The sequence below is a fragment of the Enterococcus quebecensis genome, assembly GCF_001730365.1.
Taxonomy (GTDB): domain Bacteria; phylum Bacillota; class Bacilli; order Lactobacillales; family Enterococcaceae; genus Enterococcus_L; species Enterococcus_L quebecensis.
Genome location: NZ_MIKB01000012.1, coordinates 294769 through 309160, shown reverse-complemented (window position 1 = coordinate 309160; position 14392 = coordinate 294769). Strand labels below are relative to the sequence as shown.

The window sequence follows — 14392 nt, the reverse complement described above, 5'->3', positions numbered from 1 at the left end:
ATCAATCTCATTAAATATATTGCAATACTTTTTCTTCCTGATACGCTTGATCAATCAAGCCGCCACCAAGACATTCCATGCCATCATAAAAAACAACTGCTTGTCCCGGCGTTACCGCACGGACAGGTTCAGAAAAAATCACTTTTGCCATCGTTCCCTCACCAGTTAACACAACTTTGACGGGTATATCGTCTTGACGATAACGGAATTTTGCTGTACATTCAAATTCTTTCGGCATTTCTGTATCAACAGTGAAATGAATCTCACTCGCATCTAAATGTGTCGCATATAATTGTTCATGATGGAAACCTTGTCCAACATATAATGTATTAGTTGCCAAATCTTTACCAATCACAAACCATGGTTCTTGTGATCCTTTGCCCCCGCCAATGCCTAAGCCTTGACGTTGACCAATAGTATAATACATTAAACCATCATGTTGTCCTTTAATTTCCCCATCTAACGTTACCATATCACCCTTTTTAGCTGGCAAATAGTTACTTAAAAATTGTTTGAAATTCTTTTCTCCAATAAAACAGATACCTGTTGAATCTTTTTTCTTAGCTGTTGCTAAGTCAGCTCGTTCTGCAATTGCTCGAACTTCTGATTTTTCCATTCCACCTAAAGGGAACATCGTTTTGGCTAATTGTGCTTGAGATAATTGACTCAAGAAATAAGTTTGATCTTTATTATTATCCACACCACGTAACATGCGCACTGTGCCATCTTCTTTTCTTTCAACTTGAGCATAATGTCCGGTTGCTACATAATCTGCTCCTAATTGCATTGCATATTCCAAAAATGCTTTGAATTTAATTTCCTTATTACACATCACATCTGGATTTGGTGTTCGTCCTGAGCGATATTCGGATAAAAAGTATTCAAACACTCGATCCCAATATTCTTTTTCAAAATTTACTGAGTAATAAGGTATGCCGATTTGATCAGCAACTTTTGCTACATCTTTGTAGTCTTCGGTAGCAGTACACACACCATTTTCATCCGTGTCATCCCAATTTTTCATAAAGATACCCACGACATCATAGCCTTGCTCTTTTAAAAGCAACGCTGTAACAGAAGAATCTACACCTCCGCTCATGCCTACAACGACACGAGTTTTGCTGTTATCTGTCATTTGATCACCATCATTTCAATTTAGATTCTGAATGCATCTACGATTTGAAGGTCGTAACTTTTCAGTGATACTTATTATACTAGGAATTTCTAAGAAGTAAAGGTATTAAGCCATTCTTATTTAATAAAAAAAACGATGCTAATGATTACAGATTCTAACTTTTGTTAAAATAGCTATTGACTATCCACAACATACATAGTGTAATATAATTAGTATTTTTAGTAAAAAGGAGAATGATCTGTGGGAAAATTTAATTGGAGAAAATTATTGTCATTAGAGAAGCTGTATACGATCGCAAAATTTTTTGGTGGTGTCATTATAAGTGTATCAACTTTATATATTGCTTGGGTTACTTACGACCAAGAAAAATATAGCCAACCACTTGAATTCACTCCAACTATAGAACTAAAATTAAAAAGTATTGAGTATGTCAAAAATGACACTAATTCTGACTATACTAAATCGTTAACATTTGATTTTTTCATTAAAAGCAATGTTGATTCTGGAGCAATAAAATCACTTTACATTTTTTATAATGTAGGAACAGACAAAACAGAACCCGCTACAAGTTTTTTAAAGAAAGATACCCAGTATAACGAATTAAAATTTTTTGATGGTGGGTTAATACCCAAAAAAATTGATCGCTATAAAGGTGATCTTCAATATAATAAATTACCACCTAATAAAAATTTCATACAAACTTACATCAACCTACTTGCAATAGATTACAACGACAATAAACATATCATTAAACAATATTTCTATTTTGATACAAATTCATTTTCCAAAATCGATAGTCAAGCACAAGCAAAAAAAGGAGTTCGAATCATTCCAGAAACAGAACAAGTAAATTTTGAACCCATTCTAACTGAAAATCTTTATGAACATATGATTATGTCTTCGTCAAATCAACTTATTAGTGATATGAATGCTGAAATTATTGATGTCTTAAAAAAACAAGGAATAGAAGAAAAAAAATACTTCCTCATAAATAGAAAAAAAACATTGGAAGAAAGAGATGTCATTATACAAACCTATAATAAATTTTACAAAAAATAATAGTACAGATAACTACAACTTAAGTCATTATAAAAAGCCCTTAACAATTGACGTTTACACGTACAATTGTTAAGGGCTTAACTTATTACTTGTCACATTTTTTTTAATTACAAATTATGCTTTCTCTAAGACTCCGCGACTAATCATGCCGTCCATCAAGAAATAAAATTTCTCTTGGCTCATCGCATGAGACTCACTTTTGAAAATGTTCATTGCTTTTAAGCCATTCGCTGTTGTCACTGACATTTTTAATGTCTTTAAATCCTCAGCAATTGTGATCTTAAGCTTGAACCCTTCTTTACTTTGCGGTGTTGCATCCAATGGACGGATAAATTGGAAATTTCCTGAGTTGGTTTCAATAAATCCATTATCTTTCAATGTGTATTTTTTTGCCTGTTCGTTTACTTTATAAAATACCGCAGAACCCTCTACTGTTGCTTTCTCTTTAAATGCCATTTTTCCACCTCTTTATTTATTGTCTCTTTTATTATAGTAGTTAGGCCATCTTTTTGCTAGCTCTAATCTTCTTTTTGTCGGATTATTGTTTAATTTTTTGAATTGTTTTGATCAAGATATTTCCAAACTCCTTGATTTGAGCTTCATCATTTCCTAAACCAAAACTGATTCTCACTGATTCTTTAATCGCTGGATGATTCTTGCCATATATGGCTTCTAGTACATGCGACGGTTCTACCGTACCTGCCGTACAAGCTGATCCAGTCGAAATTGCTATGCCTTGAAGGTCCAAATGCATCAATAATAAGTCACTTGATATACCCTTAAACCAGATATTCAAGATATGCGCTAATTTATTTTTAGGGTTGCCATTTATTTGATATTCAATCTCGGCTTTATCCAATTGAGTTAAAATAACTTGTTGAAAAACACCATATTTATCATGACGTTGTTGTTTTTCACTTGCTGTCAAAAGCTCAACCGCTTTTCCCATGCCAGCGATACCAGCCAAGTTTTCAGTTCCTGCTCGACGCTTTTCTTCCTGCTCACCACCATGAAAAAATGAAGGCAAAGAAATCTCATCATTTTTATATAAGAAACCAACACCTTTTGGTCCATTAATTTTATGAGCGGAAATACTTAACAAATCAATCCCAAATTCATGAGGTAAAATCCCTTCCGCTCCATAAGCCTGTACAGCATCTGTATGAAAAAAGGCTTGATGTGTCTTCAATAGCTTGCCTATTTCTTTAATTGGTAAAAGATTTCCTATCTCGTTATTGCCGTACATAACTGATACTAAAATTGTATCTTCCCGTAACGATTCTTCAAAATCAGACAAAACAAGGTCACCTTTTTCATTAACAGGTAGGTATGTTACTTCAAAGCCTAGACTTTCCAAATATTTCATTGTTTCTAAAACAGCCGGATGTTCAATTGCTGTCGTAATTAAATGCTTGCCATGGTCTTTTCTAGAAAGTGCTGTTTCAATTATTGCCGTGTTGTCCCCTTCTGTCCCTCCGCTATTAAAAATAATTTCATGTGGCTTGACTTGCAAACTCGCTGCGATCACTTGCCTGATGTCTTCTAATCTACGATGAGCTTGTCTACCAAATGCGTGGATACTGGAGGGATTGCCAAAAGTATTCGCCATTTCATCTGTCATTATCTCTATAACCGCTGGATGAGCTGGTGTTGTTGCTGCGTGATCTAAATAAATAGGTTCCACAAAACTCGTCCTCTCTATATCAGTTTTATTGGAATTAGTTTACCATAACTGTTGATGATCCTCAAAGATTGATTGTTTTACTTTTCAAAACGTTTTTCTTTTCGATACGTATAAATATTGCCATATGTAAAAACAGCAATTCCCAACCAAATAAAACTAAATGCAATAAATTGTTCTACTGAATAAGGCTCCTGATATAAAAAGATAGCAGATATCAACATTAATGTTGGTCCAACATATTGAATAAAACCTAAAATAATATAAGAAATTTGTTTTGCCGCTTCAGCGAAAAGTAATAGTGGAATTGCTGTAACGATTCCTGCACCTATCAATAATAAATTGGTAGATACTTCATAGCTCATAAATCCTTGGCGTGAAAAAAACAATAAATAAATCATAGCAACTGGTAAAATAACAAACGTCTCAATTGTCAAACCCGTATATGAACTCACCGAAACACCTTTTTTGATCAACCCATAAAAACTAAATGTAATAGCCATAACCAACGGTGCAAAAGGAACTTCTCCTGTTTGAACAGTTAGTAAAATAACACCTGCCAAAGCCAATCCACAAGCGATTATACCAGAACGACTTAATTTTTCTTTCAATATCAACGTTGCCAGCAACACATTCACTAAAGGATTCATATAATAACCCAAACTCGCTTGAGTAACGTGTCCTTGACTGACTGTATAAATAAAGGTAAACCAGTTCACTGAAATCAAAATAGCCGCACAAATAATAGCAAATAATTTTTTCTTATCCTGTAATACCGTCTTAACCTCAGATAAAAATAAAGACCATTTTTTCGTGACTAAAATGTAGACAATCATAAATAAAAATGACCAAACGATCCTGTAACATAAAATATCTAACGGATCTACATTAGGCATCAACTTCCAATAAATTGGAATAATCCCCCAAAATATATATGCAATAAATCCTAACAAAACACCCTTCTTCTGTTCCTTCATCCATGTAGCTCCTCTCTTATATTGATCTTATGTAAGTACTTTGTTATTTGAATAATCAAAATGATAAAAAGAAGTTCAGAGTAAATTAACAGCTGAACTTCTTTCTTTATTTAAATAGATAATTATTTATTTTTCTTCTAAACGAAATAGCGGACTCATTGGCGTATTTTCATGGATTCGTTTCACTGCTTCACCCATCAACTCAGCACAAGAAACGATACTTAAAGCGTCTGGTTTACGTTCTTCAGAAATGAAGACAGAATCTGTCACACAAATTTGTTCGATTGGTGACGCATCTAATATTGCTTTGGCTCCTTTTGAAAGTAGACCATGAGAGGCACAGGCATAAATGCTTTTTGCTCCGTTTTCTTTTAAAATCTCGGCAGCTGTCGCAATCGTTTCTCCTGTATTTAAAATATCATCGACTAAAATACACGTCTTGTCTTTAACCTCACCAATAACATAACCTGAACGAATGCCGTCAATTTCATCTTGATCAACGATTGCTAACGTCGCATCAAGATATTCAGATAAGCTTCTAGCACGCTGAACACCACTGTTTTTAGGAGAAACCACAACAATATCTTCTCCAATTAATTTCTGCTGGCGATAGTTATGAGCAAAAAGCGGCATCGTAAACAAATTATCCACTGGAATATCAAAGAAACCTTGTACTTGAACTGTATGTAAGTCGAGTGTTAGTACACGAGTTGCACCTGCTTCTTCCAATAAATTGGCAACTAATTTTGCTGTGATCGGCTCTCTTGGTTTAGCCGTCCGGTCTTGTCTGGCATATCCATAATATGGTAACACCACATTAATAGTTTTGGCACTTGCTCGTTTTAATGCATCAATCATAATCAACAATTCCATTAAATGGTCATTTACTGGAAGGTTGGTTGACTGAACAAGAAAAACATGGTCCCCACGAATACTCTCTTCAATATTTATTTGAATTTCTCCGTCACTAAATTGGCGAACCGTACTTTTTCCTAATTCAGTACCGACTACTTCAGCAATTTTTTCAGCTAAAGGTCGATTGGCATTCAAACTAAAGATTCGTAATGTTTTATCCTGGTATTTTTGGGTCATGATTTCCTCCGTGATCTAGATATTTTCTATTCTTAATAATTGGAAAGTTCAAATTACATTCTAACATTGATTGGCTAAAAAATCATTGATCTTTTGCTTTTATATGACAATTATTTGAAATTTCGGTAACTTTTAAAAGAAGATTTCTTTGCTTACAAAACTGTTCGTTAAATCCACTAGTTTCACCTTGCTTTTCCTAAGTTGCTGAGTAAAATTAAGTAATAATCTGAGGGAGGTTAAATCATGCATCACAGAAAACATCAAAAAAAAAAGAAAAACTGGATACCTACATTAGTAATCCTGATTTTGATGATTCTTGTCGTATCTGAATTGTATCTTTTATTTTTCCAAAACCATTCTAATTCTGTTTCTCAAAACAATACAACCAAGCCAAACGTTAAAACTTCCCAATCAATAACCAGACTTACAAAAGACGCTCAGCACGCAGAAAATTTTAATCAAGAAGTAAAACCTACTTCTGATTTAGCAAAACAAATAGATCAAAAATTAAGTGATAATCAATTTATCGGAACAGCTCTAATCATCAAAGATGGACAGATCATTTTGCAAAAAGGATTTGGCTATGCAAACTTCGGCAAACAGCTGCCAAATACTTATCAATCTCTGTTCCAAATTGGGTCAATTCAAAAAGGAATGACTGCCACTCTAATTTTAAAGCAAATTCAAGCTGGAAGATTATCATTGGATGAGACCTTAGATCACTTCTATCCAACTATCCCTGATAGCCAGAACATAACAATTCGCCAATTGCTCTCCATGACATCTGGTTTATGTCAAAAAGTAAAAGCTACAAATATGATGTCCGATGATGCTTTTCTTCGATTTGCATTTTCAAATGTAACAATGGGCGATTATGGCAAATTTAAGTACGATGCTATCAACTACTTTCTTTTGGTGGGAATATTAGAAAAATTAACAGATGCTTCTTACCAACAATTATTTCATCAAATGTTTAATCAACATCTCCAACTGTCACATACTATGTTTTATAATAATTTTTTAACTTCAAATAATCGAACCTATGCCTACGCAAGAACAAATGGTAAAGATTTTAGCTCAGAAATCAAAGATAAACCTTTACTTTTCAACCAAGAAGTCGGCACAGGAAATATAGCCATGACAACCGGGGACTTATATCTATTTTACTACAACTTGTTAGAAGGAAAAATTGTTGATCATCAAACGATGAACACTCTATGGACGCCGGAAACTCAAAAAGGATATATGGGTGGTGTCTACAATTTTTCTAACTATGTTCAAGGTCATGGTGTGGAAGAAGGTTTTGAAACAAATGCCTTTATTTCAAAAGATACAAAAAATTCGGTTATTTTATTTACAAATGAATATCCGGGTGCCAAAATATACCAAGAATTATCAAAAAATATTTTTGATTTACTTGGATCTTATTAAACTTAATATATGGTAAAAGAGGTTGAGAAAAAGGAAGCAAACTTTTTTCTCAACCTCTTAATCAAGCATTTTTAGGGCTCCCTAAAAAATGGATTGATTTTAATCTTAATTTATCATATACTAATTTTAAGGCAAACCTAAAAAGGAGGTTTTTTTATGTCTATAAATAAAAATAATCTTACAATCGAACATTTAACTGTTAGTTATCAAGGTCAAAAGGCCTTAATCGATATTTCGTTACAAATACCTGCCGGAAAAATTACTGGAGTCATCGGTCCAAATGGTGCAGGAAAATCAACCTTTCTAAAAGGAATGTTAGGATTGATTAAGGCCGATTCCAGAGCTGTGCTTTTAGGAGATCAAGCAATTGATACTCAGAAAAAACGAATTGCTTATGTAGAACAACGCAGTGCTTTAGATCTTACTTTTCCAATCAATGTAATGAAGGTTGTTCTTTTAGGAACTTATCCTCAGCTAGGTTTACTGAAGCGACCAAAAAAACAGGAAAAAGAAAAAGCTCTCGCAGCACTTAAAACTGTTCAATTGGAAGATTTTGCTAAACGACAAATCGGTGAGTTGTCCGGTGGCCAATTGCAACGAGTTTTTATCGCCAGAGTACTTGCTCAAGGTGCAGATATTATCGTTTTGGATGAGCCTTTTGTTGGAATTGATATGACAAGTGAAAAAGTAATCATGGATATTCTCAAACAATTAAAAGATGCAGGTAAAACGATCGTAATCGTTCACCACGATCTCCACAAAGTCGCTCATTATTTTGACGATGTGATTATTTTGAAGAAAAAATTAATCGCTTGCGGACCTGTGACAACAACATTTACCAACAAGAATATCCAATTAGCTTATGGAGAAACAATGGGAGATATCATTATAAAAGGAGTGGCTGACGCATGATTGCAAATTTTATTGACGGTTTGGTTCGCTATCAGTTTTTACAAAACGCTTTGATCACTTCAATCATCGTGGGATTGGTTTCTGGGATTATCGGTTCATTTATCGTTTTACGAGGAATGTCTCTCATGGGAGATGCCATTTCACACGCAGTATTACCAGGAGTAGCAGCTTCTTACATGTTCGGGGTAAATTATATCTTTGGTGCTTCGATTTTTGGTATCTTGGCTGCTTTATTGATTGGCTTTATTACACAAAAAAGTCAGTTAAAAAATGATACAGCAATTGGTGTTGTTTTCAGCTCATTCTTTGCTCTAGGGATCATCATGATCTCATTTGCGCAAAGCTCCACCGATCTTTACCATATCCTCTTTGGTAATGTTTTGGCAGTTCGTGATTCTGATATTTTGATCACTGTAATTGTTGGCATCATCGTTTTGATCTTTGTTGGTCTTTTCTATAAAGAATTACAAATTACCTCCTTTGATCCAACGATGGCACAAGCATATGGATTAAATGTTCAATTTTTCCATTATGCCTTGATGTTTTTATTAACTTTAGTTGCTGTTTCATCGTTACAAACTGTTGGAACAATTTTAGTGATCGCTATGTTGATCACGCCTGCTGCTACCGCTTATCTTTTAACCAATCATTTGCCTACAATGATTACTTTAGCTTCTCTTTTTGGGATACTGAGTTCAATCATTGGCTTATTCTTTAGTTACTCATACAACTTAGCTTCAGGGGCTACTATTGTTTTAACTGCTGCAGCATTTTTCATTTTAGCTTTTCTATTTTCACCTAAAAAAGGACTATTTTTTGTCAATAAACAGAAAACGGAGGAACCTACATCATGAGAAAAAAAATAATGATCATTACAACTTTAACTTGTTTATTTTTACTAGCTGCCTGTCAAGGTAAAGCGACAGACAAGTCAGAGTCAGATAAAATCAATGTCGTTGCCACCAATTCTATTCTTGCTGATATGGTAGAAAATGTTGGAAAAGAATTAGTCAATTTGCATAGTATTGTCCCTGTGGGAACAGACCCTCATGAATACGAACCTTTACCAGAAGATGTTGCTAAAGCCTCAGAAGCAGATGTTTTATTCTTCAATGGGTTAAACTTAGAAACTGGCGGCAATGGTTGGTTCAGCAAGTTGATGGAAACAGCGAAGAAAAAAGAAAATCAAGATTATTTTTCTGTAAGTAAACAAGTAAAACCAATGTATTTAACAAGTGCGGGACAAGAAAATCAACAAGATCCTCATGCCTGGTTAGATATTCAAAATGGGATTTCTTATGTAGAAGCAATCAGAAATACTTTAAGCGAAAAAGATCCTAAAAATAAAGAAATCTATGAAAAAAATGCCAAGGAATACATCGAAAAACTTTCAGTCTTAGACAAAGAGGCAAAAGAAAAATTTGCTGACATTCCAGAAAATCAAAAATTATTAGTAACTAGTGAAGGTGCCTTTAAATATTTCTCTAAAGCATACGGTTTAACAGCTGCTTACATTTGGGAAATCAATACAGAAAACCAAGGCACGCCAGATCAAATGAAACAAATCATAGATAAAATTCATTCAACCAAAGTCCCTGCGTTGTTTGTTGAAACAAGTGTCGATAAACGAAGTATGGAAAGAGTATCTAAAGAAACAAAATTACCGATTTACAGTACAATTTTTACTGATTCCATTGCTAAAAAAGGCGAAGATGGCGATAGTTATTATGCCATGATGAAATGGAACTTAGATGAAATCCATGATGGATTAACAAAATAAAAAAACTGGGTCTGAGGTATAACTCTTTGAGTTATACCTCAGACCCTTAAAATCGCAATAAGCGTTAAGAGGAAAGCAGACTAACCATTGCCTCTATTCATATCAACTTCTAAAAATTGATGGCCTTCGGAAATAAGCTAAATACTTTCTTCCCAACCCCAGTTTTTCTTATTGAATCATTTCTTCAATGTTAATCACACGATCTGTAATATCTGTATAAAAGTCTTCCTCATGAGAAACGATCACAATCGTTCCTTGAAATTGTTGAATTGCTTGTCGTAAGCTCTCCTTAGCTATGATATCAATATGATTCGTAGGTTCATCTAAAAAAATAATGTTACTGGAATCCATGGTCAGCTCACACAATTTTACTTTCGTTTGCTCTCCTCCACTTAATAATCGCAACTGTTGATTTACCAATTTATCAGGTAACCCACATTTAGCTAGATATGTTCGAATTTCTTTAATTGTTTTCTTAGGGAAGCAATCACTTAAATACGCTAAGGGCGTCAAATAATCATTTTTCCAAGTTAAATCTTGAGAGAAATAAGCAATTTTTGTGTTAGCTGGATATTGATATTCGCCGCTAATGGGAGTAATTTTTCCCGTTAAAGTTTTGATCAATGTAGATTTACCGATTCCATTAAATCCTTTGATAGCAACTTTTTCACCGCTATGAACAGATACATTGATTGGTGCTAATAACGGGTTACTATAGCCAATCACCAAGCCATTAGTAATTAACGCTAGACTTGCCACAATAGATTGATAGGGAAATACGATTTGAGGTTTCATCAAACTGCCTGGAGGTGCCATGCGTTCCACTCTGTCCAATTGTTTTTGGCGACTTTTCGCCATGGTTGCTCGATTTCCTGCTTTGTATTTGCGAATGTAGGCTTCCGCTTTCTCAATTTTTGCTTGTTGAGCGTGATATTGTTTTAAATAGCTTTCTTTGTTTTGCTCTTTTTGTGCAAAGGATTTTTCGACATTTCCTGTGTATTTGGTCAGCTTGCCAAACTCAATATCGCAGATACAATTGGTCACAGCATTTAAAAAATGATAATCATGAGATACGATAATAAACGTTCCGTCAAAATTGTTTAAATAGTCAATCAGCCATTTGATATGGGTATCATCCAGATAGTTAGTTGGTTCATCTAGTAGTAAAACATCAGGTTCTTCCAAAAGCAATTTTGCTAAAATCACTTTTGACCGTTGTCCACCACTTAATTCTTTCATCGAACGATCCAGACCAATAGCTTCAATTCCTAACCCATTGGCAAGATCATTAATAATTGTATCAATTTGATAAAAGTCACTTTCATCCAATTGTGTTTGTAGATTTCCAGCTCTCTCTAATAATTTACCTTCACTGGTCTCACCAAACTCAGCATATAATCCATTGATTTTCTCTTCTATTTCATAAAGTGGTTGATACGCTTGGTGTAAAAAGTCATTGATTGTACTATTTCCAATGACTTCCACATACTGATCTAAGTATCCGATTTTGATATTATTTTGCCAAGTGATCGTTCCATCATCCGCTAAAATTTCACCTGTTAAAACTTTGACTAACGTTGATTTCCCCACACCATTTTGACCAGTTAATCCCATGTGGTCACCTTTATTGACACGAAGAGACGCATCTTCGTATAAGATTTTTTCACCAAAACGTTGCGTTAGGTGTTCTATTGTTAATAAACTCATTTTTTCTTCCTCTTTTCTGAATTTTTACTATAAATTACACTGTTCAACAATTTAAATTGCTTTAGTTTTTATGCGAAATGTCTTATTAGAAAGACAAAAAAACAAGCGACCAAATAGGCTTCCCTATCTTATCCCTCGTTTCATATCAACAAAGGACAACGTACGAAACACGTTGTCCTTTAACCAGCGCTATTAAAAAATCATGATTCATCGTTAAAACAACACTAAATAAGACTAGCTGATAGTCTAAAAAAATTTAGTATTCGCCTTTAACGATGAAGCGTTCATTTTATTAGGCTCCACAACAATGCTTCATCACATTCATTTGTTGGGAGCTGATTCTTTTTACAAATTTATCTGAAAGAACAAACATTCTTAATCACCCTTCTTTACAGAAGATATTTTAACATAATTGTTGTGAAAAGCAAGAATATTGATAAAATAAGTATCTATCCTCTCTGGGTAAAGTACTGAATTATTTTGTTTTTTTCAAAAACAGTATACATAAAAAAGCGCAAGCTCAAGAAATCTTTTAAACTTCCACGCTTGCACTTTTAATCATTATTCATTTAAACTTAAATACGTCAGCGCATACCCCACATGAAATTCTGTCGCTAGCGCCAATCCAGCTTCATCAATATCAAATTTTTCATGATGATGACCGTATTGTGTATCAGGATTATCTAAATTTCTAGTACCGACACGACCATATACACCTGGTGCTTTAAGTAAGAAATCAGCAAAATCATCTGCGCCTAAACTCTTTGTATAGTCTGTTACTACATTATCACTGCCAACAATCTCAGTTGCTACTTTTTGCGCTAGTTCTGTTGCTGTATCATCATTTATCAACGGACCTGCTGCATCATGAATATGAAATGATGCAATTTTCGTTCGATGTGCTTCAGCAATTTGCTTAGCAATTTCTTCCACACGTTTTAAAACAAACGCTCGCGTCTCATGACTAAAGGCTCGAACTGTCCCTTCTATTCTTGCATGATTCGCTACAATATTATATCTAGTTCCCGCATCTAACACACCAATGCCAACAACTACAGGATCTAGTGGACTTACCTCTCTAGCAGCTATTTTCTGCAGCTCGACTACAATACTTGCAGCAGCCAAAACAGCATCCCGACCAACATTCGGTTGAGCCACATGACTGCTCAATCCTTCTACTTCGATTTTAAAAATATCGCAAGAGGCATTCGTAGCACCTTTCGTCGCAACTAGTTTTCCAACAGGAACATTCGAATCTAAATGAATACCAAAAACTTGATCAACATTTTCTACAAAACCGCCTTCTACAAATTGACGTGCGCCAGCACCGATTTCTTCTGCAGGTTGAAAAGCGAGCTTGATTGTTCCTGAGAACTCATCTTCACGATTTTTCAACACTTTAGCGGCACCTAATAAAGCTGCTGCATGCCCATCATGACCACATGCATGGTTTAATCCTGGATTTTTAGATTGGTATTCTTTTCCTGTAGCATCTTCTAATTCTAGCGCATCGATATCCGCTCTTAGAACAATCGTTTTTCCAGAACCTTTTTTACCTTCAATAGTGCCTAAAACACTTGTTTCGCCTACTTCTTCAAAAGGAATTGCCAACTTATTTAGCTCTTCTTTAATTCGCTTGATTGTCTCAAATTCTTTTAAGCTCGCTTCTGGATATTGATGAAAATGGCGTCTTAAGGCAATCACATCGGTTGAATTTCGTTTAATCTCTTCTTTAATTGATTCTCTTATCAATGTAGTCATTCTATTCACCTCTTTTACTTTCTGCCAAACGTTTCCCACGCTGGAATACTTGAGCCTTTTGATGTTTTCTCAATAACTTTTTTTGTTTCTTCCTGTTGATAAGCATCAACAACTTTGTTATAGGTTTTATTGTTTTCATCGTCCTTACGAGCAACAATGATATTGACATATGGTTTAGATGTTTCGTCCACTGGTTCTAAGAAAATCGCATCTTTAGTTGGCGTAAAACCAGCATCCACAGCCATACCACTATTGATTACAGAAGCATCAATATCTTGAAGGGCTCTTGCTGTTTGGGACGCATCTAATTCGGTGATTTTCAACTCTAACTTATTCTCTGTAATATCACTGACTGTAGGTGTTTGTTTTTTTGCTGGATCAACTTTGATTAGACCTGCCGTTTGCAATAGTAATAATGCTCTCCCACCGTTTGTCGCATCATTTGGAATAGCAATTTCTGCTCCTTTTTTCAACTCTTTAACGTTTTTAATTTTTGAAGAATAAATCCCTAATGGCGCACTAACTGTGTTACCAACCGAAACAAGATCCGTCTTGTGTTCTTTATTGTAATTATCTAAGAATATTTGATGTTGAAACGAATTTAAATCGATTTCTTTTTCAGCCAAAGCTGCATTGGGTTGAGTATAATCAGAAAACTCCACTAATTGAAGATCGATTCCTTCGCCTTTTAGACGGTCTTTCACTGATTCTAATACTTCATTATTGGCACCCACTACACCTAATTTTACAACTTCATTTTTTTCACTTTTTGCACTTCCCGCAGAGCATCCTGCTAATACAAAACCGATTGTTACTGCTAATCCGATAATCTTCACTGCTTTTTTCATTATAAATTC

Annotated in this window: 13 protein-coding genes; 5 read left to right on the top strand and 8 right to left on the bottom strand. The window is 34.6% G+C overall.

Annotation, left to right across the window (positions count from 1 at the left end; translation table 11 throughout):
* Positions 1-10: 10 nt before the first annotated feature.
* On the bottom strand, positions 11-1135 hold the full coding sequence (gene mnmA / locus BCR23_RS05850; RefSeq protein ID WP_069634539.1) for a tRNA 2-thiouridine(34) synthase MnmA: 1125 nt from the start codon (positions 1133-1135) through the stop codon (positions 11-13).
* 240 nt (positions 1136-1375) lie between these two features.
* Between mnmA and BCR23_RS05845 the strand changes: the two genes are divergently transcribed.
* A complete protein-coding gene (locus tag BCR23_RS05845; RefSeq protein ID WP_069634538.1) occupies positions 1376-2194 on the top strand; it encodes a hypothetical protein in 819 nt (272 codons plus the stop codon).
* Between the two features lie 114 nt (positions 2195-2308).
* Here the strand turns inward: BCR23_RS05845 and BCR23_RS05840 are convergent, their stop codons facing one another.
* The 4 genes from BCR23_RS05840 to BCR23_RS05825 all read right to left on the bottom strand — a co-directional run bounded on the left by BCR23_RS05840 (position 2309) and on the right by BCR23_RS05825 (position 5944).
* Complete coding sequence (locus BCR23_RS05840; protein ID WP_069634537.1) at positions 2309-2650, bottom strand: DUF1831 domain-containing protein; 342 nt, start codon at positions 2648-2650, stop codon at positions 2309-2311.
* A gap of 82 nt (positions 2651-2732) precedes the next feature.
* Positions 2733-3878, bottom strand: coding sequence for a cysteine desulfurase family protein (locus BCR23_RS05835; RefSeq protein WP_069634536.1), 1146 nt, complete (start codon positions 3876-3878; stop codon positions 2733-2735).
* A gap of 77 nt (positions 3879-3955) precedes the next feature.
* Positions 3956-4852: an EamA family transporter RarD gene (gene rarD, locus BCR23_RS05830; protein WP_069634535.1), complete on the bottom strand. Its 897-nt coding sequence runs from the start codon at positions 4850-4852 to the stop codon at positions 3956-3958.
* 126 nt (positions 4853-4978) lie between these two features.
* Positions 4979-5944 carry a ribose-phosphate diphosphokinase gene (locus BCR23_RS05825; protein WP_069634534.1) on the bottom strand — a complete coding sequence of 322 codons (966 nt, stop codon included), beginning with the start codon at positions 5942-5944 and terminating at the stop codon, positions 4979-4981.
* A gap of 243 nt (positions 5945-6187) precedes the next feature.
* Here BCR23_RS05825 and BCR23_RS05820 point away from each other — a divergent pair, with 243 nt between their 5' ends.
* The 4 genes from BCR23_RS05820 to efaA all read left to right on the top strand — a co-directional run bounded on the left by BCR23_RS05820 (position 6188) and on the right by efaA (position 10067).
* Entirely contained in the window at positions 6188-7375 is a 1188-nt protein-coding gene (locus BCR23_RS05820; protein WP_069634533.1) for a serine hydrolase domain-containing protein, read from the top strand.
* Between the two features lie 156 nt (positions 7376-7531).
* Positions 7532-8287 (top strand): metal ABC transporter ATP-binding protein, encoded by a 756-nt coding sequence (locus tag BCR23_RS05815; RefSeq protein ID WP_069634532.1) that lies wholly within the window; start codon positions 7532-7534, stop codon positions 8285-8287.
* Positions 8284-9141, top strand: coding sequence for a metal ABC transporter permease (locus tag BCR23_RS05810; RefSeq protein ID WP_069634531.1), 858 nt, complete (start codon positions 8284-8286; stop codon positions 9139-9141). Before BCR23_RS05815 ends, BCR23_RS05810 begins: the two co-directional genes overlap by 4 nt.
* On the top strand, positions 9138-10067 hold the full coding sequence (gene efaA / locus BCR23_RS05805) for an Mn/Fe ABC transporter substrate-binding lipoprotein EfaA (RefSeq protein ID WP_069634530.1): 930 nt from the start codon (positions 9138-9140) through the stop codon (positions 10065-10067). The genes BCR23_RS05810 and efaA overlap by 4 nt, the downstream gene beginning before the upstream one ends.
* Positions 10068-10235: 168 nt before the next feature.
* Here the strand turns inward: efaA and BCR23_RS05800 are convergent, their stop codons facing one another.
* The 3 genes from BCR23_RS05800 to BCR23_RS05790 form a co-directional block, all read right to left on the bottom strand.
* Positions 10236-11774, bottom strand: a complete 1539-nt coding sequence (locus tag BCR23_RS05800; protein WP_069634529.1) for an ABC-F family ATP-binding cassette domain-containing protein — start codon at positions 11772-11774, stop codon at positions 10236-10238.
* 561 nt (positions 11775-12335) lie between these two features.
* Positions 12336-13535 carry an amidohydrolase gene (locus BCR23_RS05795; RefSeq protein WP_069634528.1) on the bottom strand — a complete coding sequence of 400 codons (1200 nt, stop codon included), beginning with the start codon at positions 13533-13535 and terminating at the stop codon, positions 12336-12338.
* Positions 13536-13549: 14 nt separating this feature from the next.
* Positions 13550-14383 carry a MetQ/NlpA family ABC transporter substrate-binding protein gene (locus BCR23_RS05790; RefSeq protein ID WP_069634527.1) on the bottom strand — a complete coding sequence of 278 codons (834 nt, stop codon included), beginning with the start codon at positions 14381-14383 and terminating at the stop codon, positions 13550-13552.
* Between the last annotated feature and the right edge of the window lie 9 nt (positions 14384-14392).

Coding starts and splice junctions, on each gene's coding strand:
- mnmA (WP_069634539.1), bottom strand. CDS start 1,135: ATGACAGATAACAGCAAAACTCGTGTCGTTGTAGGCATGAGCGGAGGT.
- BCR23_RS05840 (WP_069634537.1), bottom strand. CDS start 2,650: ATGGCATTTAAAGAGAAAGCAACAGTAGAGGGTTCTGCGGTATTTTAT.
- rarD (WP_069634535.1), bottom strand. CDS start 4,852: ATGAAGGAACAGAAGAAGGGTGTTTTGTTAGGATTTATTGCATATATA.
- BCR23_RS05825 (WP_069634534.1), bottom strand. CDS start 5,944: ATGACCCAAAAATACCAGGATAAAACATTACGAATCTTTAGTTTGAAT.
- BCR23_RS05820 (WP_069634533.1), top strand. CDS start 6,188: ATGCATCACAGAAAACATCAAAAAAAAAAGAAAAACTGGATACCTACA.
- BCR23_RS05815 (WP_069634532.1), top strand. CDS start 7,532: ATGTCTATAAATAAAAATAATCTTACAATCGAACATTTAACTGTTAGT.
- BCR23_RS05810 (WP_069634531.1), top strand. CDS start 8,284: ATGATTGCAAATTTTATTGACGGTTTGGTTCGCTATCAGTTTTTACAA.
- efaA (WP_069634530.1), top strand. CDS start 9,138: ATGAGAAAAAAAATAATGATCATTACAACTTTAACTTGTTTATTTTTA.
- BCR23_RS05800 (WP_069634529.1), bottom strand. CDS start 11,774: ATGAGTTTATTAACAATAGAACACCTAACGCAACGTTTTGGTGAAAAA.
- BCR23_RS05795 (WP_069634528.1), bottom strand. CDS start 13,535: ATGACTACATTGATAAGAGAATCAATTAAAGAAGAGATTAAACGAAAT.
- BCR23_RS05790 (WP_069634527.1), bottom strand. CDS start 14,383: ATGAAAAAAGCAGTGAAGATTATCGGATTAGCAGTAACAATCGGTTTT.